Source organism: Bradyrhizobium niftali, from assembly GCF_004571025.1.
GTDB classification, from domain to species: domain Bacteria; phylum Pseudomonadota; class Alphaproteobacteria; order Rhizobiales; family Xanthobacteraceae; genus Bradyrhizobium; species Bradyrhizobium niftali.
Map to the genome: position 1 here is coordinate 34,972 of NZ_SPQT01000005.1, position 20,353 is coordinate 55,324.

A 20,353-nucleotide genomic window follows, 5' to 3' on the forward strand; every position below is an offset into this window, starting at 1 on the left:
GAGCCTGTTTGGGGTCGACGGTGCGGTTTGGGTGATGGCAGCGCGCAACGGTGAGTCCGCGAGGGCATGCAGGGACTTTGCTGTCCTGCTGCGCGAGAGGATGAGAGCAGATCCGCCCTCCAGAGCTTTCGGTCGGAGGATCAAGCTGGTGTTCGCCTCGAGGATGGAACCTTTGCGCTGGACGAAGATCGGGAAGGTGTGGCGCCCATGCAGTGGCGCAATTGAGGGGTGCTGGAAAGGCGCGACTGACGGTTTTGTTTATGGGACACGTAAGACGCAGGCACCCTCTCGAGCGGGATTGTTTCAGCCGACGCCGGGCGCTGTGGATCAAGGCCATCCGACGCGTCGCGAGATGGTGGCGAATATGGTCTGAATTGGGTGTGAGCTACGCCGGACCTGACTATCCCGATACGATGAAGGGGATGCAGCTCGCCGAGTGAAAGGTAACGGATGCATCAGATTATCAAAAATGCAGCGTCATCGGTTTGACCGGCGAGCAGAGACGGTGCCTGAAGATTAATGCTGTTGGGCCTGGAAGAATCCCAGCAGGTGGCAGTTGCCCCGTTAGCCGGTCCTCGCGCATAAGACCGGCCGCTCTGCTCGACATTGCAGGGCCGCAACTTAGTCTTGGGTCTCCAGGCGTTGACGTGATCCGGGAGGTGCCGATAATGTCAGGCAGCCTTTGCCGCCCTTGATTTTGGCCTCTTCACGTGCGGTACGCGGGCGTCCGTCGCAAGCTGGTCCATCATCCAGTGAGGGCTGCTGGATTTGCTGACAGGATACGGCTCCGTGGCGCGATTGTCCCAGATTACGACGTCGCCTGATTTCCAGTTCCAGCACAGGGTGTTCCGGGGCGCAATGAGATAGGATTGCAGCCGTTCAAACAGTTTTTGGCTGGGATAGCGCTGCAGGCCGACGAAGTTGTTCACAGAACGACCGAGCGATAGCATGCGTTCGCCGGTCTCGGGATGAACACGAACAATCGGATGTGTCGTTTCGTAGATCGTTGCAGTGGATACGCCCCACCAAGGCGGCTTGTTGGCTTCGGTGGCCCTCTCTGCCTCAGTGAGATCAGATGCGACGAAGCTCACAGCCCAGAGGTTATCTGCGAGCATCCGCAAGGGATGGGGAAGATCAAGATAAGCGGCCGCCCTGCTCGACCAAGCAACGTCGCCGCCAAAAGGCGGGACCGCTGCGAGCCGCAGCACCGAGATGGCTGTGCGGACCCGCTCATCGTTCATCTGGTTGAGATGACCGCAGGCGGGATCAGACAGCTCCTGTCGGATCGTTAAACCGCCCATTGTGTCCGCCATTGTGGGATTCGGTATCAGCGAGCCGAGCCTCAGCACAAAACGCTGCTGCTGTGCATCGTCGAGATGTCCCTGGTCACGGAAGAAGATGACCTTATGCTCTAGCAGAAGCCGCTTGAACGCTAAGATGACATCGTCAGGCAAATCGTCCGACAGCGCAATGTTCTTGATTTCGGCACCAAGCCGCTCCGCGTGCTTGACGATGTCTGCTCGCGGAATGACATTTTCAACAGCCATTGTTCCACTCATGACGACGCCTCTTTCTGTGGATGTCTAAACAGGCTCAGTGGTGGTCGCGTCTGGCGACAAACCCGGCAAAACCATCTTGATGCTGCACACCCGAATTATGTGAGCGTGGGTCACCGCGCCGCAATTCCGATACACACCACCAGCATCTAAGAATCCGATTCCCTTTTCGTATCGACACGCCTCGTGCCGTTCTCATCGAAGGACACTCGCATATGAGGCCAGCAGATCGATTTGCAACCTGATCAACAGTGCAGATCATAGACGCAATCCATGTCCAGTCGATGAAACGAAATCAGCTTTCTTTTTGAGCTCGCGCGACGTTCGCGTCGTCTCAGAACTCATGCTTGGAAAATCCTCGAACAACGACTGCCTCGTGCCTCCATCCTGCACGGCCTCATGCGCACGACGAAGATTGGAACTGGTTCGCGGCATGCACTCGTGAAGTCCATAGGACGCAAAAGCAAGATCTACCTTACGATGTATTCTGTCAAATTAACTACTTCAACGGGCTCATAATCATATTTTCGCGACTTGGAGTTGTTCATGCGCGACTTGTTTCATCAGCTCTGACCACCCGCTGTCATGCACTAGCGGGAGAAGCGTAAAACAAGCATGTTGCAACTTCCGATGCAGCTTAATAACGGACTTAATCCCTCGATTTTCTCGAAATTTGCACTGTACGAATGCAGGTGCCCCGCGGTGATCTGCCTTTGGTTCTGCCCGGAGACGTAGATTTCCGTTACTGCATGCCATTTGGCTTTGTGGCAGTTGAGCCACCGACCGCTACGATCACCGAGACCGATACTATGCGGCCATTCTGGCCCACCTTCACTTAGGTGGCGTCGATCCACAGATGGGGCCAATCACCTTCGATCGGCTGAGCGAGAAAAGCATTCACCTCGTTGTCGATCTCCGCGCATGACTGGCTGACTTGGTTCTTTGAGATGCTGGTCTAGGTCGTCAGGTCGTCTACCGACGGGTCGAAACGCGCTGCACATAGGGTTTCTGTACCATTGCGGCGAGCGCCTTCTCGGCCACCCGGCGCGGCTTCAGAAAGCCGCGAATTAGATCGACCGCGCAACTCGACATACAAACCGTTCTGGCGCGGGTCTCCGAGCCGCCAAGCGCACTGTGCTGTTTGATTTGTCTTCTGAGCCACTGGCCCTAAAATGAGACAGAGATCGGAGCGCATAGATTGTCGAAGACCTCATAGTTGTCTTTTTATTTTCTACATCCACAGCTTGAATTGCCCCTGTTTTTGAAGTACGTATTCCGGCCGCAATCGGACATGCCGACGGAATACAATTGATGGAGGGGCAAGAAATCACTTGGTCCGACAACTCACCATAGGGCTTCGAACGTGGCTGTGGAATTTCGAGACCTACGCTGGGCGATCGCTGCGTCCCAGCATCGAAGCCTCCGCAAAGCGGCAGAGACGCTTAGGATCAAGCAGTCGACGCTCAGTCGCTGCCTAAGAAGTCTCGAACATACGTTGGGCAGCAAACTATTCGAGCGCACCACCGGAGGTACGCGACCAAGGATGGAAGGTCGAATTTCTCGAGGATGCCCGGCGCATCGTAGTCGAAGCTGAAGCAATGGCTGCTCGCCTCAAGGCTCGCTCGCGTCGCGAGAGTGGCCGCTTGAGCATCGGGATCAACACCTCCCTGTCAGCCGGCAATCTCCGAGCCACCCTCCTCGAGCACCGGCACCGCTTTCCCGATGTCGATAGACAGTTTGTCGACGGCGCGAGTGAGCATCTGATTTCGGACCTCGCCAGTTCAGCCATCGATGTCGCTGTCGTGGCGGATCCTAATCCGAATTGGAGCGGCAAGTCATTGGTGCTCTGGAGCGAACGTGTTGTTGCGGCCCTCGCCGCGAAACATCCTCTGACAAGTCATGACGTAGTTCACTGGGGCGAACTGCGGCGCGAACCGCTTTTGATGTCACAGCGTGGCCCCGGACCGGAACTCCTCAAGCTTCTCATCAGCAAATTAGGATCTTCCGACCCCTGCAAGCTGCTTCGCCATGACGTGGGGCTCGACCGGCTTCTCTCCCTGGTAGGCATGGACTTCGGTATTCTCCTTGCGCTGGAAAGTGCGACTGGCGCGACTTATCCCGGTGTCATCTTCCGGGAGGTGCATGATGCCGAGGGGCCGACGCGGCTGAGCTTCCGCGTCTATTGGCGGCAGTCAAACGGCAATCCATTAGTACGTCCGCTGCTCGACCTGCTTCGCGAACGTTATCCGGACCTTTCCGCCGACCCGGGCGACCGTTGAGCAGCATTTCGTCGTGCCTTGGCAAAGGCCCGATCGGTTGCCATAAAGCGCTCGATCATCGGCGCGATCAATTTGGCAGGTTCGGTCGGCGTCGCCGCTCTTCCGCTACGCGTCAGAATCTCGGCGTAGCTTTTGAGATTTCTGAAGACTGCCGCCGGCAGCTCGATCGTGAGCTTTACCGGCTTGTCGTCTTCGAGCGGTCCAAGCTTGAGCTTCGTCACGGTCTTCCTCCCTTGCCGTAGGGGGCCAGGACTAAGCCGCGCGTAACAATGACCAGCACCGGGAAACTTGGCCGGATGGTCAGCGTCGGCTGGATGTTGAGCCGGCGCTGTACGATTTACTGCCCGGTCTGGCTGATGCTGTTGGACACGCCGCTGCGGATCGCTTGAACAAGGTTGTTCTCATTCTGGCTTGTGCCCGCCTCCGCTCCGACGCTGAGCATGGTCGAAAGGACGGCGGCCTTGAACAGCATGCCCCAATGATCATCGACCTCGTCCTCGAGGCCAGCATAACCACCAGTGTCGGCTCCCGACTGGCGCCCCAGCGCGATCGAGCTACCATTTGGCATGATGATGCGGGTCCAGACCAGGAGGATTCGGCTCTGGCCGAACGCCACAGAACTATCGTACTGGCCGATCAGCTTGGCGGCCGCGCGCACAATTTCATTCCACCCGATAACGGATTAGTTCAACAAGTATTCAGTCGTCGTAGGGAGCCAGCGTAGAGCAGAGAAAAGATACTTGCTGCATAGAAGGCCGATGACGCGGATCTGCGAATAGTCTTTGCAACGGAGCTATCGCTACAGGCGGGCTTGAGTGTGACTCATCGACAACGAAGCCCCGGCGCATCGCAATGCCGAGTTTCCGTGATTGACCGGCGCTCAAGAGGCCTCGCTCGTTCGGCTTAATGTGATCTGCTATTCGGGTCACACCTTGATGCGCTATGCGGCCGGCAATCCGACGTTAGTGCGGGCATCTTCGTATGCAGGTTTCGATGCGCTCCAAGGATTTTCCATGTATTCTTCGTCATCTCTATCGCGCGGGCTGGCTGCAGGTCCGTCCGCCTCGGATACAAACCTCATTCATGTAGCCATCCGGTAAGGGCGAGTCGAGCGCCGCGCGCATAGGGCGGCACATACAGTACGGAATGTGGTCGCGGCACCGCGAACAATAAGAGAGTATTGTAAGTCGGTGGAAGACATATGGGTGGATCATGATCGCTCCAAAAGGCAGTTTGTCCACCCCAGTCATTGTCCCATTGTGTTGTGAGATTGAGAGAGTAGGCAACCTTTCGAATTCCCGGTGTTCCAGGCGGCTGCTTATCGGTATGCGTTGTTAGAAAATGTCCGGCCTCAAAGCGCGAAGCAAACCCGTCGACATGGATAAACTCGCCATGCCCGGTCGCATCTGCAACAATCCGTCGGAATCTCGTGCCAGTCAGGTATTCAGCAATTGTGCGAAGAACACCAGTGGCGCAACCATCACGCAGTCGCTCCACGAGCGGATAGCTCTTGAATAAATACTGGAACGATGCATTGGAACTGTACGGCTGGCGCCCGTCAGGACGAGAGCGCTCCCAATCCTTCCAGTCGAGACAGATCGGCGTTCCATCCGGGGCAATAGATACAACCGACCATGCATCGAACGACTGGAGAACTTCCGACGCAGCCGCGGCTACATCAGGCGCCAGAAAATCCACTATCCTCGCAGATCCGAATGTCTGGAATTCCGCTCGAATTTCAGCTCGACGTTCTACGGTCAAATCGCATTCAGAAATTCGCAGCACTGAGTTACTCCTCACGGAGCAGCCGCTATCGCCGCAAAATTGTGGCGATAGCGGGAGACAATGGGACATGGAAATTTACTACGCCTTGGCCTTCAGCGAAACGATCTTGCCAAGCTTGCGATCCTCTGTCTTATCAATCCATTCCGATATGAGAGAACGAAGTTGGGGCCTTGAATTTCCGACATAGTCTTTCAACGCCTTCCAATTATTCCCTGCGAGAAACTGCCGGACTCTGGCAGTCTCCTCAGGAGAGAGCGGAATGTCCATGTGGAATTCCAAAACCGTTTCATCTGCTGGTGTGGCGTAGTCTGTCTTGAGGATCAGGTTTGGTACTGATGAGCCCATTTGCTAGCTCCTATCTTTCCCGCGATCGTTTTGGCCATCTCGGCCAAGTAGGATTGTAGATGGTCTGAGCCTCGCAAGGACCTCCAAGAGTTGGTAGAGTCGATGACCTGCGACGGGCTGACGCAATGAAGTCAGCCCGATTCAAAAACTAGCAGGTCATATTGCACAACAAGAGGAGCGGCAGCGGCGACGGCCGGTGTCTGCCACCAAGCACGGGATCTTCAGCGCGACCTTCTACAAGGTGGAGAGCCAATACGGTGGCTTGGAAGTGTCAGACGCCAAGCGTGGCCGGGACGGCGCTCTAGAAGCGCCCATGCTCCAGGACCTTGAAGAAGAAAGATAGTGGCGGAAGCCGCAAGGCGAGAGGCTGGTGCACCGCTGCCGACCACCTTGAGGTGAGCGAACGGCGGAAGTGCAAAGTCCCACATCAGTGCGCTATCGCGGCGGGCGAGTTGATGAGGCAGTCGTACATACCCCTGCGCGAACTGGCTGCGGCCCGCCGGCGGTTCCGCTACAATCGCCTTCTCACAGTAATTCGTCATGCGACCGAACATGTGGCAAGCACCGATGAGCCCGCCTCAAGCAGACACTCAAATTCAATTGATTTCGCTTAACTGGGAGATCTTATCCTACAATTATGATCTAGGCTCGGGTGCATGTTTGCGTGCGCCACTTTTGCGACACAAGGGTAGAGGCATGAATATTCGCGAAGTAAGACAACTGTATGCCCGGCAGATACTGGCCATGGTCGGAGCAGATAGGGACAAGAAATTAGAAAAGGCATTTTCGGCTGTTCCGCGAGAACACTTTCTTGTAGGCCGTCGGTGGCACGCAGTGACTCCATGGGCTCCTCATTTGCGTTTGCAGAAGAACGACCCCACACTTCTTTACCAAGATGTTGTCATCTCCCTTGATCCAAAACGCGGAGTTAACAATGGTAGTCCGTCGCTTCACGCGTGGTTGATGCACAGAGTCGGACCACTAACAGGGGCGACCGTTGTCCACGTAGGCGCGGGAACGGGGTATTTCAGCGCCATTCTTGCCGAACTAGTCGGCAAAAAGGGGCGAGTGCTGGCTATTGAATACGACAAGTCATTGGCTAAATTCGCAAGGGAGAACCTGAGACTTTGGGGAAACGTTGAAGTTTTGAATGCCGACGGCAAGAACTGCGCACTTCCATTGGCTGATCTCATTTACGTCAACTTTGCGGTAAGCCGACCAGCCGTCACCTGGATCGAAAATCTGAAAGAGAGCGGACGTCTTCTATTTCCTCTTGGAATTCCCGAAGCGGAAGCCCGGTTTGTAGGACGACATGCGATGCATGCTGTCGCATTGTTAGTCAGACGTCGGAGAAAGGAGTTTGCAGCGGAGGCATTGCGCGAGGTGTCATTTGTTTTCGCTGAAGGAAGCGATGCTGCTGTCGGAGCGTCTGAGGAAAGACGGTTGAGGAAAGCACTTGCCTCCAAGGGATGGCAGAACGTTTCAACCCTCTATTGGAAGCAACGGGCGAAGGGACGATGTTGGTATGTTGCTAAGGATTGGGCATTAGGCGTCAAGAGCTGAAACCCGCCGCACTATCCGAACACCTCGCGGATTTTGGCGCCGCGGACGCTCTGCGCCCAGGGCTAATTAGATACTTGCAATTGGTTTAGTATCTGGAGTCAGATGCGTAGCTGCGAACGCTCCAAATGGAGCTGCTCGATGTGCTAGAATCCTTCTGTGGGCAGCGCGCAATCCGCTGGGCATAGGTTGTCTCGTGCTTTAGCTTCAACTGTGAAAGGCGCAGGACTTGATCGCGGAAGCGATATTTAGGCGTGAGCCTCGGTTTCACCCACGCTTTGAGAAGTTTACGATAGAGCCAGCCAGGATATCGGCTGCACACGGCCGGCTTTCTCGCAGAAGCAGCTTGCGATGCACTATCTTGAACCGCCCACGGGTACTGGATTGTTCGTCTAGCGGGCTTTGAGCGACTGCCCTCACGAATGCTCGTCCTTCTGAATATCGTCCGGGATCTCCTGTCGCAGCTTCGGCCTTTGACTGAGCGGTCGCCCGAGTGCCGCAACGAAATTGTCCCACCGCGCCCCCCTGCGCCCTCGCCGCCTTTGCAGCGGGCTCGGGAAGCGGCGGTGTCGTCGTGAGCTAGAAGCGAACGAACAACGCTAAGGTCTCGACCGAGACCCCGATGTCGCGCTCAAGCCGCGCAATGCGGCGATCGACCTGATCAAGTCGCTTGGCAATAGGGGCCTCCCGTCGCTCGTCGGCGTCGGGGGACAGGAAGGACGCGATGGCGGCTTCGGCGATGAGCGACAGCGATTGCTCGCGGCGACGCGACACCTCGTCGCCAGGCGTCGGGCGGAGCTGAAAGGCATGTCGCGCCGGTAAGCTAGACGCGAGACTTGAGGACTTTTTCCAGGGCCGCAACGAGCTCTGCGCGCTTTTCCTTCGATAGCTTGTCGAGATTCTGCTGACGCCATTTGACGGCAGGCAGATCGGCGGCGGCGGGGATGCCGAGGAGATCCCAATCAGGCTCGCCGCGCTCGAACGATACTAGAAATTTTCGGTGAGCCTCTGGCATCTTACCGACAATTTCTTCGACCAGGGTCTTGCGCGCGGCAACCAGCTCGTCCTTTGAAACGGGCTTGTCCGTCATTCCTTCGAAGCCGTGGAGAAATTCATCGCTGATATCTTTTTGTGGCGAGCCAAGTACCTCGAACATCGGCCTGTCGTGACTCAAGAGATAGACGATGAAGGCCTTGCGGAGTTCATCGGTAATTCCCTCATTGGCCAGCAGGTCGCGAGTATCAAACAAATCACGCGGATGCTGGCGATCCAAAGCGGCGACAATTTTTCCGCCATAGAGGTCAGCAAAAGAGACCGTGCGAGCCTCCGCGAAACCAAACGCCTCTTCGACGGCGGGACGCACCGAAGTCACGACCGGCTCGAAGACGCAGCCACGCAGCACAGGCGTGACTTCAATCTTGATCTGGACGTTCTGTGAGCGAACCACCAGTTTGACGATCGTGCCCTCTTTACGGGTCTCATGGACCTGCGCCCCGGGGATCTTCTCTTTAATCTCTGCAACGATGCGCTTCATGGCTGCATCGATGTCGGAAAGGGATTCAGCTCGCGGCGCGACAGGAATATAGGTTAGATCGATATCGACCGAGAGGCGCGGCAGGTTGCGGACGAAAAGATTGATCGCGGTGCCGCCTTTCAGGGCGAAGCATTTCTCTTCGGCGACAAGTGGGAGAACGCGCAGCAACAGCGCGACCTGCTTTTTGTAAGCATCAGCGAACGCCATGGAGATCTCCCGGCACCGTTATCTGATAGGTTGGATCGAGAACACCACCTTTGACGAGCATGCGTTTACCATGCCCAAGATCGACGGTTTGCTTGTTAAGCCGTTTGAGCCAGGCATGGTTGTGACGGTCGGCGAAGTAAAAGAAGAGACGCTTCACCTTAACGCTTGCGCAATCCTTCAGGAGTTTTTGCAAGCGATCGGGGCGAAGATTGGCAAGGCCAGCGAGTAGGGCATCGACCTGTTCGAAGCTTTCGTTGTTGGGCAATTCGTCGAGCAGTTCGAAAACGGCGCGCTCGGGCGTCGACAGGGTTAGAGGCCAGTCCCATTGGCCCCAGTTTAGTTGAGTTACGTCACCTCCCCGAAAAGCCGTATCATCGAGCATCTTCCCGGTTTCGACATTCCAGCGGACACTGCTTATGCCCTTCGCGACGGGTTCGTTTTTGAAGAGCCGCCGGTCGTTGTGGTAGACGAACTTCACGGACAGCGGCAGCTTGTTCACCCAGGATGGCGGAGACTTGGGGCCGTAGAGGTGAACGCGAGTCGTCGCTTGCGGCAGGTAGTGAGCGTATCCTTGTAGTTCGAGCGCCGTTCGCCCGCCCACGACGAGCGGTGAATAGTTTAGGATGCCCTGCAGGGATATGACGACCTGCTGCCAGCTCAATTCGTAGCGCGGTCGCCGGAAAACCCCGCGGGTTGGCTGTTCGAGCCAGCCACGCGTCACATACAGATGTTGGAGCTGGGTGGAGTAGCCGTGCCGCTTGAGCCAGGCGGAATCCACGACAAGCCCCTCAGGCAGGAGCTTGTCGAGCTGGTTTAGGAGTTGGCCTTTTTGTCTATCCATGATTGATATATTAGCATATTTTCAAACCTTGGGTTAGTTTGAAATTGTCTCCGTTAATCAACCATTAATTGATTTTTATGAGCCTATCCAAACCAATCCTTTCTACAAAGACGCATCCTGTGGACGACGATTCAGGACCAGTTGCGAGAGGAACAAATAAAGAACAAATTGATGTTAAAAATGCCAAGACCCGGCAGCTCAATGCAACTCGAAAGAGATGAAGATGGAAGGCAGTGAATTCAAACCGGGCGACCTGGTTCGAGTGAAATCAGGGGGCCCGTGATGACGGTCGAAAAGTGGGCATCACGGCAATGCTCCAGAGAAGCGGCGGTTTGGTGCGTCTGGTTCGAGAAGGTTGGGAACAAGCAGATCGCTCAGCAAAAGAGCTTCTCCCATGTCGTGCTTGAGAAGGCCGAGAAGCCGAACACGGCATTCTCGGTCGGGATCGTCAGGTCCTAAAGGGTGCATCATGGCGTTTCGCGGTCTCTTCATCGGCATCGACCGTTACGCCTCCCAAGACATAGATGAACTCACCTGCGCCCGACGCGACGCGATGGCGTTGGAAGCGCTATTCTCGGACACTCTCCGAGGTGAACCCCAGCGAGCGCGTGCGCTGTCGCGCCGACTCAATTGTGGAGCTGCTCTGTCCGATGCCCCTTCGCGAGTCCCTTCCAGAAGATTTCAAGCTGCTCGTTGAGCTGCTGCGCGACTCGCACGGCCCGCCGCCCCGCGCGATCATCGGCGATCTTGATGCGCGTTGAATGCTTGATGACACGGCGACGATCGAGCTTCGCGAACTCAACCGATACGCGACGAACGAACTGCCAGGCGCCATGACGGCGGGTGAGAAAGTCGGGCATTCTCGGAACGTGTTGAACGAAATGTTGGACGTTTTGTTGGACGTTTCCTGCCCTCGTATGCAGCTTGGGAACAAGCGCGAGAGGTGTCTGAGCCCGTCGCCAGGTCGAGCCGATCAATAGGTCATAAGACGCTACGGCAATTTCCAGAACCAGATGGGATCGGCGTTCCAATAGTCGGCTCCGACGGGATTGCTGCCGTCCCACAGGTCAATATGGCCCTGCCCCGGGAAATCAGGAATGTTCAGGTAGGCAACCAGCCCCTTCTTTCCCTGAACGCTCGCGGGGGCGGTGCCCGGCGCACTCACCCCAATGTCGTGAACACCGAACACCTCCGCCTTGCGCAGAATGCCAGCCAGATCGCCGGCGCCACGGACGAAATTGTGGGGGCAAAGGTTGACTCCGCTGTTGGCAAATTTCTCCTTGATTCCAGTGACCGTCTTGTCCAGAGCCTCACTCATGCGAATCGCACAGGTGTTGGGAAAGTGCATGGTACAGTTATGAATCTGTGTCGGATCCGTCTTGTAGACGCCCCGGATGGCCGAAAATGCAGGCCTCGCCTGAGCAAACGGCGAGAGCATGTCGCGCAGGGCGTCCTGCAACGAGAGCTCATCGGGTACCACGATCACGTCCTTCGGAAGCGAGCCCGCCTGATAATTTCCGATACGCTCCTCGGGAGCGACAAAGGCGATCACCCGCTTTCCGAGACCCAAAGCAATTTCGAGCTCGGCCTGGGTACCTTCACCGCCCTTCAGAACGATGACCACATCGGCCGAGGCCATGTTCATGATGTTGCGCGAATCGGCACTCTTTGGCGCCGTGCCGGGAAGATGCGTGAAGATTGGGAGCTCGATCCACCGGTTCGGATAGCCGGATTTCGGAGTGAGCGCGTATGGCGACACGTTTCCGAGTTTTGCTCCTGCAAAGCCTTGCGCGCTTCCCGGAATGATTCCGATCGAGCGTCCGACCCGGAGCGGCGTCCCGCAGAACGATTTTGCGACAATCTCCATCGCGCCGCCCCCACCGCCGGTCAGCAGGTCGCATCCATGCTCCGCGACGATCCGACCGGCAATGCTGGCGCGTCGATCAAGCTCGGTTCCGACGGAAACCGCGTCGCCGGAGGCCGCCACGACGATTTTGACCATTTCTCGATCTCCCCTTGCTCATTCACGCTGTAAGTGAACACATTCTGATTGTAGCGAATCTTCTTCACCGGCGGATTGACCGGACGAGGACTGGATCACCGATCACGACGACCCAGCCGCGGCCACGCGGGCCCGCCGTATAGGCAATCTATCGCCAATATTCCGCACCGGCGACGACGATCGTTGCGAGGCCCGGTCATGCACTTCCAAATTCCTGGTCGCACGAACAATTCTTGAACCTGAACTCCAGCAGAAGGTCACGAGACCTCCATCGTTCACAAGGGAACTATCAGGCACCTCGATCAGCTCGGCGCTAGAGATTTATCTTCTTCAGGTTTCAGGAATTCGCTTTCGCTTTCCGGCAGATAAGTCTGTCCGTTGCGATCAGCCTTGATCACGAAGATGCAATTTCTTTTGAAATCGGCGCTCGGCCTTACCAGGGTCCAGACGAAGGCGGCGTGGCGGCGCATCATGCCCTGCCGAAAGTCCCGCGCCGGGTCCACAAGGTCAACCCTCCACGGTAGCGGCGACTGGGCATGCAGCGGCACCGACAAGCGCGAAGCGCCTCCTTCTCCGGTGCGCAGAAGCGCCGCATAGAGAGCCGGTGGCGGCTCGATCACGGGATCGTCGGTCAGCACGAAGCGAAGGCTGCACGAGGGGATCTCCCTCGGCGCAGTGGGAGTCGCCGGTGGCTTGGGCAGCAGGTCGACTGGAGCCGTTGCACTTGCGCTGACCGAGTTCCAAAGCAAGGCGGTGGCAACACCGTTCAGAGCCGTCTCCATCACCAAAATGTCCCCGGCCGACAACCGGGCGGGCGTGCCATCAGTTTCCGTGACGGCGGCAAGCGGTAGTTCGTAGACGTTGCCGAGCTTGATCTCGACCTGGTCCTTGGCGAAGCGCAACGGGCGTGACGGTTCGCCCTTTGGCTGCAGCTCGAGCCGCATCGAGGCAGCGGCCTCGTTTGGCTGCACCTTCATGAGATCGCCCCCCGAAGCCACTCCGTTCGCTTCGGCAACAGCCTGCGCGATATCGTCCATTGGCCGCTCGAAGCGAGCGTCGAGCATGAAGGTCACGGTGCCGCGACGGTTGAGCTGGCCGCGATCCGCCGTCAGGACGAGCTTGAGATCGCCGCGGCCGCTAGGCAAGAGCTGCCTGGCGGCATCGGTGAGTTCAAGCCTCCTGCCGTCGGCGGACGGCGGGCTCGCGAGATCGCGATCATAGGCAGGGTCGGCAAACAGCAAGGTTGCGGGTGTGAGCGGCAGGGCGCCGCGGATCGCGGTGACTGGATACAGCGACATGCGTAGCGTGATGGGCGCGCGGTCGGAGCCCTGCGCAAGTTCCGGCTGAGCTGGATCGGCGACCGTGAGTGGCAATGCGCCATCCTGCGTGACCACGCTGGTGTCGCGGGCCGACGAGGGATGAACGGTCCACTGAATTTCCGCGGCTGGCAGTGGCCCAGGAACGGAAAAAGCCGCCGCGATGTCCGGATTCGCAACCTGCCGTGTCGCGCCTCTTGGAATGAGGGTGACGGCGATCTCGGCGCGGAAGGTCTTCATTGGCACCGTAGCATGCGGCGTCCAGTCCTTCGTCGTCGTGAAACTTGCCTGCGCGAACGGAATGATCGCTTTTCCAAGCCTTAACATGCCGCGCGTCTCGAGCTTACCGGCCACGCCCTTGATCAAGACCTGCCCGAGCAACTCGCGAGGCGGCGCCACAGGCGTTTCTTCCGAGACGACAATCAACCGGCACACCAGCCTGATGGTGCCGTCCCACAGATCGGAGGTGGTGCTCTTCCATTCGGGCGCGGCAACGATGCTGATCGACCAGGCTCCGTACTTCTTCTTCGACCCGACACTGACACCCTCGACAATGTCGGCCGAGCCGATCACCGCCGTAAACGGAGTCGTGGGATCGACCGGCGATGACTCGATCCGCCGATCCTTCAGCGCGCTGCCGGTATTGGCCGGCAGGCGCGCCGGCCGCGGCGTCCTGAGCTGGCGCACGAAGGAGGAGCCGCCCTGCGCCGGCCGGCCAAACCGCGCATACATGGGATCGAACATGGCGATCGTGCCAAGGCCGCTGAGCAGGCGCGCGCGCCGTACGGTCATGATTCCGGCGCGCTCGCCGACGGACGCCGCACTCAGCTCCTGCGGAAGAAATGGCTGAACCTCGCGGCTGCGGCCCGCGGGCACGGCATCGTCGTTGCCGTTGCTGGCGCGGATCGCTTGGAGCACGTCGCCGATGACCGGCAGCCGTACCAGCGGCGCCGCCGGCGTCAACCATCCGATCGGCGGCCCCCTGAGACCTTTCGTCTGGAGCTGCAGATAGAGCGGCACCTGCGTCTGCGAAAGCCAGACGAAATCGCGCTCGGTCTCTGTTGATGTCTCGGTCTCCGTCGCCGCGAGGCCGATCTTCGCGCCGGTATGAGCAGGAAGACGGACGCGCCGGGTCAGGCCCGCCAGGCCCGAACCCTTGTCTCCATGCTGATCCTTTTCGTAGTCGCGAATCGGCGTGCCCGCTCCTTCGGTCGGCGGAGCCAGCCAGCGGAGCGGCTCGGTCATGCCGGGGACCGCAACCGCGCCACGGCCGTGATCAGCAAAGGACGCGATCGAGCTTGCCGGGATTGGCGGCACATCGACGATCGCCGGCGGAAATGCATGCGGCGCATAGGTTGTCACGACGGCTGCGCCGGAAGCCGGAGCGGCGACGAATGCGACCCGCGGAATACTATCGCGCGCAACCGCGAGTCCATTCAACACGGGAATCGGGCTGGTATCGCTCTTTCCTGACAATGGCCCCGTCCAGTCGGCAACCGTCAAATTCTCTCCTACCAGCGCGAAACGCGGCGAAAGTTTTTTCGGCGATGCCGGCAGGTCCGTGTCGCGCAGCACCATGGCCGTTGCCACCGACAGTGACGATTTCCCTTTGCCTTTGCGCAAGATCGAGGCGCCGGCGACGAGGGACAGCGCTCCGACCTGGGCCGGCAGCGATGCGTCTGCCAACCTGAAGATGCGCTCCACCGTGATCGCGGAAGCGAGGAAGAATGGCGTGGTCGCAAGATCCGCCGCGCTGGTGAGATCGGCGTTGACGTAGCTCTGCTCGACCAGCACCGCGCCGGTGGGATCGTCCAAGCGGCTGCCATCGCTCGACGGCGGCAACGGCAAAGATCCCGCCAGTGCTGCGGCGCGCAAGGCGTCGAGCGAGGCATCGGCGGGCGACGGCGCCCCCGGCCTGGTCAGTGCCAGCAGCCGCGTGGCCGGGCCGTCGGTCCAGGACAATTCGAGACCCAGGCCGGGCACGATCTGCTTGATCTTGCCGGCATCCAGGCCCGCCAGTACCGGCAGACGCAGCAGCGGGGTCGAGTCCGCGGCGCCCAACCGAAGCGCGCCGAGGAAACCACCCAACACCATCAAGCCCTCGGCAGGCTCCTTCCAGAATGCTTTGCGAAAGGCCGCACCGAGCGTGCCCTGCAGCACGGTGGCGACCGCGCCGAGGCCTGGCCTGTGCATGCCGGGCTCCCTGTCGGGAAGGACATACTCGCTCTTCACGATCTTGCCCCGGTAGCGCGCGGCGAATGTCGTGGAGTCCTTGGCAAAGTCACCGTCATTCGCCGGGGCCGCCGGAATCATCGCTTTCGGATACCCGATCGCTATGGTCTCGGCCCCGGTCCAACTCAATGTCTTGCCGCCGCGACTGAGCTCGTGGCGCGCGGTGACCAACGTGGTCCAGCAGGCGGTGGGGGATTTCTCGGCAATCGCGGCCGCCAGAGCGAGGTCGAGCCGATGATCCAGGAATGTCCAGGTGACGACGTGTGATGCGTCGACCGCCGCTCCCGGCCTGACGGTGATCCGCCCGTTGTTCTGCTTTGGATCGCCCGGCAGCGGAATGGTCGGCGGCGTCGATCCCCAGCCGATCGACGGCCAGTTGACGGCATTCTTTGCGGTGACCTTGCCTGTCACCGCTGCCGTGCCCTTCCAGTCCGCTCCGGAGCCCGCACTCGAGAGGCTGAATTGCAGCCTGGCACCCTTGGCATCGATCGCCTTGCCCAGCGTGACGGACGGCTCCTGCGCGACGCCTTCGCCTTCGCAATATCCAAATACGAGATCGCCCGTGCCTGACGTCGCGCCCTTGCGCAACCGCGCAACGAGGCCGAGCGATGCTTTCCATGACGTGGCAATCCGGGTCTCGGGTATCGCCATCACCAGAGCGCCGTCACCCTCGATGATGGATCCCGCCGCAAGCGTAACGCTCTGTCCGAAGAAAGAGACTTGGCCGGCGCCCTCGTTGTCCAGCTCAATGCCGAATGAGCCCGTCGGAGATGTTGGCTCCTCGCCGCGCGGCACGATCTCGATCTGGTAGGTCAGTGCGAGCGACGCCGGCCTCTGGATCAGGCGGGGCGGAGCGGTTGGCCGAAGCCGCAAGCCCGCCTCGAGCAACGCCTTGGTCACCCGCAGCCGCCCTTGTCCCGGCGCCGGATGGCTCTCCTGCACGGCTGCAGTGAAGCGCACGGTTTCGCCCCACAGACCGTCCTGGGTATCCTCCGCAAACACCACCGAGGCCGAGTCGAATGTGATGCCGACGCCCGCAACGTCCACGGAAAAGCCGGCGACCGCGAGATCGAAGACGAAGCTCTCGGTCGGCTTGATCTTGGCGTTAACGACAACCTGCCGCCGCGGATTCCGCTTGTCGGCAACGTTGAACGAAAACTGCAGCAGCTGATCGCTGAAGCTCGCGCGAGTGCATTGCCCTTGATCGTCAAAGGTCAGGCTGAGCGTCACCAGGTTGAGACCGGTCTTCGGCAGACCCACCTGTTCGCCAAGGGTCAGCCGGCACGATATCGAAGCCGAGGAAACTTTGTCGTTCTTCAGAGAAAGCGCCGTGAGCCGGAGCGGCTCCAGCCAGAAGCCAAAAAACGGAATCTGGCTGCGGCCAAGCCGGAAAGCCAGCTCCGCATCGAGCGGGTTGGCGGGCACCAGCCGCCATTCGAATCCGGCGCCAGCCAGCTTCTGCTCGTTATTCCAGATGTCGAAGGCGATCTCGCCTCCGGCGTCGAGCAACGCCTTGTTGTCCTCGAACAGCACGTCCTTGAACCAGAACCGGAAGCTCCGCGCGATGCCGTTCGCCGTTAAGCCGATCGACACGGGCGTCAATAGCGAGACCAGGCGCCGAACTTTCCTATCCGGCAGCATCACCGGTCGAGACAGGAGACCAACGGGAGTCTCCGCGGGAGGCTTGATTCCGGTGAGGCGATTGTCGAGATCGAAATAGTCGTCACCGCCGGCCGGGTCTCTGAAAGTGGCCGGACTGAACCCCAGCACTTCGAGGGGGCCGCCATTGTTCTGTAAGATCCGGGTCGTCAGGTTCGGCGTGAATTTTCCGTCGAATCCTCTGAGCACGTCGTTTCCGGACAACGCGCCGCCGTTGTCGATCGACAGACTGCCATAGGGCAGCTCGCCGCCAACGACCTTGGTGCCGACTTGAATGGGGACACCGCCCCAGGTCAGACCTTTGACAAGCGTCTTCACATCGACCTTCGCGTGGTCGGCATCGACATCGACCGGCCTGAACGGCATCATATAGCTGTCGGCGACACGCGAATTCTGGTGCTTGCGCTCCTGGTCGCTCCAGAACTCGGCGAGAAGCGGCCAATCGAGCGCAGTGGCTGCCGGCCGCGGCGGCGGTGTTTCGCGCTCCTCCTTGCTTGCAGGCCCTCCCGGTTGCGGAGGCAACGGCGCAGTCGCAAAAGCTTCGTCGAGCGCGGGCAGATCGAAGCGGAGCGAGGCGTGATACGGAACGGGGTTGTGAAGGCCTGCATCCGGAAGCGGCCGCAGCTCGACCCCCGGCAGACCGAGCGCCGCGAAAGCAATGCCTCGATCCGGACTACCAGTCTCGTCAGCGCCGGGATCTGTGGGCCAGGAACTGATGAGCTTGTAGCGCAAGGGGGCGTCGACCAGCTCGGCAAAAGGATTGTCTTTGACCACGCGAAGCGTTGCGAGCCTCAGCCATTCCTCTCCCGCGGCCTTGGTCTCAAGGGCGAACGGGATCAGATCGCGACTCTCGAGCGGTCTCACCCCACCTGCCGCAGCGCGCGTCATCGGCATCGCGGCCGCAAGCGGAATGGTGTGGTGACGTCGCCAGACAACCGGAGACCAAGGCGGCACCGCTTTGGCGACGAAGGCAGCCTCCAGGGCGCCCGCTACCGTCTTGCCGTCGACGACGGTGACAGCCGCCTGCAAGGCGGCCCGCCCCTCCTTCGGCCTGAGCAGCTCTTCGATCCAGCGGTTTCCTTTGCCTTTGACCTTGAAATCGATGGCCAGATCGACTTGCTCCACCTCCATCGGGTTCGACTGGGGCTTGTCGTCAACCCGCGTGGCGGTGATCGCGAGCGTGGACACATTGACCCGAAGGAGATCCTGGGCGCCGCTCTCGAACGCGAGGTCGATGAAGGAGCCCGGTCCTGCGCCAAGCCGCGGCAGCGCCTCGAACGCGTCCGGTCGGTCCGCCGATAGCCAGACCAGCCCGCGTGCGGAGAGACTGAAATCGTCGATCCAGATGTCGGCTTTGGCCAGAAGTGCCGCTGCAGGCGCACCAGGGTGCGGATCGGGATCGTTGGCCGGTTCTACTTCGACGATACCGTAAAGGGCGGCGGGTTTTGCGACTGTCACTGCCCAGGGAGTTTGAGACCCGGGACCGAATTCGCCTCCGGTTGAAAGCACCCTCGGGGGTAAGCCGAGGCGCTTTAGGCGGAGGAAGCCGTCACCGAACATCGACGTCTTCTGCTTCTCCGGCGCGCTCACCGTGAGGTTCAGGTCCTGGTTGGTGTCGCGCGGGCCGAGATTGGGCACCGGCATTTGCAGCCAGCCGTCAGCCAGCGGCACGAACGCAGGAAGCAGCGGTCGAGCGAAGGCTGCTCCCGCCGGCGAACCGGCTTCGACCGGCGGCACAGGGGGCGGGTGCTCAAGACCGTAAGCAGCGCGCAAATTGGTGGCAAGCTGGTCAACATGAATACCAAGCGGTTGCAACGTTCCGAACGTTGCCGCGATTGACTTCGGCAGGCAGGCGACCTTCAGGGCAGACGGCGCCGTGGCCGTGGCCGGCTGGCCGAACTTGAATGTCACCTTGCCGGCGCTTTCGGTGGCTACGACCCAGCCAGTCGCGAGCGGCGCGACGCCGTCGATGTCGCCATTCTCACTGGGACTGACCATTTCGACGCGCAGCGCGCGTTGGGGTACTTCCAGCGCGCCGAGCGCACTGGGAACGCCGTTCTGCATCGTCACGGACCAGCGGAAGCCGGGGATGCTGCCGTCGTGCGCGGCAGCGAATTTCAGTCCCAGCAGATAGTCCTCGCGATTTTCGCGAACGGCCGGCGTGATCCTCGTCCAAGCGTCACGCCATTCTTTTTCCGTTCCAGCGGCGGCCGAGATCAGGTTCAGGAAAAACCTGCCGTCTTCGTCCGCGGAGAGGAGCACTCTGCCACGTAACACGTGCCCGCTCGAACCGGGAAAAACGTTGAAGCGCGCGTCGAACTCGATGCCGTCAGGCACCAGCCAGATACGGGCCCAGGCCGCGTTGCCTTCCTTCGTCGATTCGATGCCGAGTTTCGTAAGCCAGGCCAGTCCGTCTGTAGGATGGCCACTAGCCTCTACGACTGCGCGCAAGCCGACACGCCCGGCCACGAGCCGCAGCGGCGGCATCGGAATGTCCTTGGAATCATCGCTGGGCGGCGGCCACTGCCGATCGTCGACCGGCAGCGGCTCGACAACGGTGCGTACGAACGGCGCCTTGCGCGGATCGACGCCAGTCGATGGCTCGTCCGCTTCAGCGAAGGTCTGGAGCACAGCCCCTTTCCGCGCCCGCACCTCGATGCGCGAGGTCTGGGAGAAGGAAAAGATCAGGCGATCGGCATCGCCGGCACGTTCTGCGTAAGCGGGGTTGGTGGCGCCGACCAGCAGATGGAGGTCAATCAGGCGCGGCCGCCGCCACGGAGGACCGCCAGCGCCCCCGGGGCGAGGCTGGTCGGCGGTGAGCAGACGAAGCGGATAGACATGATCCGCATTGACGCCGCTCGGCTTGTTGAACTCGTCGAATGTATTCTTCCGCCCGAAATAGGGTGCAGTGGCCGACAACACCCAGAAAAACCGCGCGTCACGTTGGGTCGTCTGCGCGGAATGTCGCCCGGCGTTGCCCGCCAACGTAACCTGGCGGAGCTGCGGCTGATCGCCGTCGATGATCAGGTCGGCCATG

The 20,353-nt window shown here is 59.8% G+C and carries 13 protein-coding genes and 3 pseudogenes; 4 read left to right on the forward strand and 12 right to left on the reverse strand.

All coding sequences use genetic code 11. From position 1 onward, the window contains the following. Positions 1–671: 671 nt before the first annotated feature. Positions 672–1,547, reverse strand: a complete 876-nt coding sequence (locus E4K65_RS12505) for a TauD/TfdA dioxygenase family protein (RefSeq protein WP_235885596.1) — start codon at positions 1,545–1,547, stop codon at positions 672–674. 847 nt (positions 1,548–2,394) lie between these two features. After that, a pseudogene (locus E4K65_RS48650) lies at positions 2,395–2,615 on the reverse strand (transposase); the annotation flags it as partial. Between the two features lie 310 nt (positions 2,616–2,925). On the opposite strand from E4K65_RS48650, the gene E4K65_RS48655 reads away from it, so the two are divergent. Both E4K65_RS48655 and E4K65_RS12515 read left to right on the forward strand, forming a co-directional pair. Then, entirely contained in the window at positions 2,926–3,150 is a 225-nt protein-coding gene (locus E4K65_RS48655; RefSeq protein ID WP_235885629.1) for a helix-turn-helix domain-containing protein, read from the forward strand. Between the two features lie 49 nt (positions 3,151–3,199). Continuing rightward, a complete protein-coding gene (locus tag E4K65_RS12515) occupies positions 3,200–3,835 on the forward strand; it encodes a LysR family substrate-binding domain-containing protein (protein ID WP_235885597.1) in 636 nt (211 codons plus the stop codon). Here E4K65_RS12515 and E4K65_RS12520 read toward each other — a convergent pair. The 4 genes and pseudogenes from E4K65_RS12520 to E4K65_RS12535 all read right to left on the reverse strand — a co-directional run bounded on the left by E4K65_RS12520 (position 3,799) and on the right by E4K65_RS12535 (position 5,965). After that, complete coding sequence (locus E4K65_RS12520) at positions 3,799–4,056, reverse strand: DUF2274 domain-containing protein (RefSeq protein ID WP_135174417.1); 258 nt, start codon at positions 4,054–4,056, stop codon at positions 3,799–3,801. The two genes, E4K65_RS12515 and E4K65_RS12520, sit on opposite strands and share 37 nt — an antisense overlap. Beyond that, positions 4,053–4,481, reverse strand: a pseudogene (locus E4K65_RS12525) (TraB/TrbI/VirB10 family type IV secretion system protein); the annotation flags it as partial. The gene E4K65_RS12520 and the pseudogene E4K65_RS12525, both read right to left, overlap by 4 nt. Positions 4,482–4,912: 431 nt before the next feature. Further along, positions 4,913–5,620 carry a 2OG-Fe(II) oxygenase gene (locus E4K65_RS12530; protein ID WP_167770762.1) on the reverse strand — a complete coding sequence of 236 codons (708 nt, stop codon included), beginning with the start codon at positions 5,618–5,620 and terminating at the stop codon, positions 4,913–4,915. A gap of 78 nt (positions 5,621–5,698) precedes the next feature. Further along, positions 5,699–5,965, reverse strand: coding sequence for a hypothetical protein (locus E4K65_RS12535; protein WP_135174419.1), 267 nt, complete (start codon positions 5,963–5,965; stop codon positions 5,699–5,701). Between the two features lie 696 nt (positions 5,966–6,661). Here E4K65_RS12535 and E4K65_RS12540 point away from each other — a divergent pair. After that, positions 6,662–7,528, forward strand: coding sequence for a protein-L-isoaspartate O-methyltransferase family protein (locus E4K65_RS12540; RefSeq protein ID WP_135174420.1), 867 nt, complete (start codon positions 6,662–6,664; stop codon positions 7,526–7,528). A 413-nt stretch (positions 7,529–7,941) separates the two neighbouring features. Here the strand turns inward: E4K65_RS12540 and E4K65_RS12545 are convergent. The 3 genes and pseudogenes from E4K65_RS12545 to E4K65_RS12555 form a co-directional block, all read right to left on the reverse strand. Next, positions 7,942–8,290: pseudogene (locus E4K65_RS12545) on the reverse strand (CopG family transcriptional regulator); the annotation flags it as partial. Between the two features lie 58 nt (positions 8,291–8,348). Next, positions 8,349–9,266: a nucleotidyl transferase AbiEii/AbiGii toxin family protein gene (locus E4K65_RS12550; protein ID WP_135174421.1), complete on the reverse strand. Its 918-nt coding sequence runs from the start codon at positions 9,264–9,266 to the stop codon at positions 8,349–8,351. Further along, on the reverse strand, positions 9,253–10,107 hold the full coding sequence (locus tag E4K65_RS12555; protein ID WP_135174422.1) for a type IV toxin-antitoxin system AbiEi family antitoxin domain-containing protein: 855 nt from the start codon (positions 10,105–10,107) through the stop codon (positions 9,253–9,255). Before E4K65_RS12555 ends, E4K65_RS12550 begins: the two co-directional genes overlap by 14 nt. Positions 10,108–10,389: 282 nt before the next feature. Between E4K65_RS12555 and E4K65_RS12560 the strand changes: the two genes are divergently transcribed. Next, positions 10,390–10,566, forward strand: a complete 177-nt coding sequence (locus tag E4K65_RS12560) for a DUF2158 domain-containing protein (protein ID WP_235885598.1) — start codon at positions 10,390–10,392, stop codon at positions 10,564–10,566. A gap of 167 nt (positions 10,567–10,733) precedes the next feature. Here the strand turns inward: E4K65_RS12560 and E4K65_RS12565 are convergent, their stop codons facing one another. The 3 genes from E4K65_RS12565 to E4K65_RS12575 form a co-directional block, all read right to left on the reverse strand. Continuing rightward, positions 10,734–11,138, reverse strand: a complete 405-nt coding sequence (locus tag E4K65_RS12565; protein ID WP_135174423.1) for a hypothetical protein — start codon at positions 11,136–11,138, stop codon at positions 10,734–10,736. After that, positions 11,099–12,109 carry a T6SS effector amidase Tae4 family protein gene (locus E4K65_RS12570; protein WP_135174424.1) on the reverse strand — a complete coding sequence of 337 codons (1,011 nt, stop codon included), beginning with the start codon at positions 12,107–12,109 and terminating at the stop codon, positions 11,099–11,101. Before E4K65_RS12570 ends, E4K65_RS12565 begins: the two co-directional genes overlap by 40 nt. A gap of 302 nt (positions 12,110–12,411) precedes the next feature. Further along, complete coding sequence (locus E4K65_RS12575; RefSeq protein ID WP_135174425.1) at positions 12,412–20,352, reverse strand: hypothetical protein; 7,941 nt, start codon at positions 20,350–20,352, stop codon at positions 12,412–12,414. Position 20,353 lies beyond the last annotated feature (1 nt).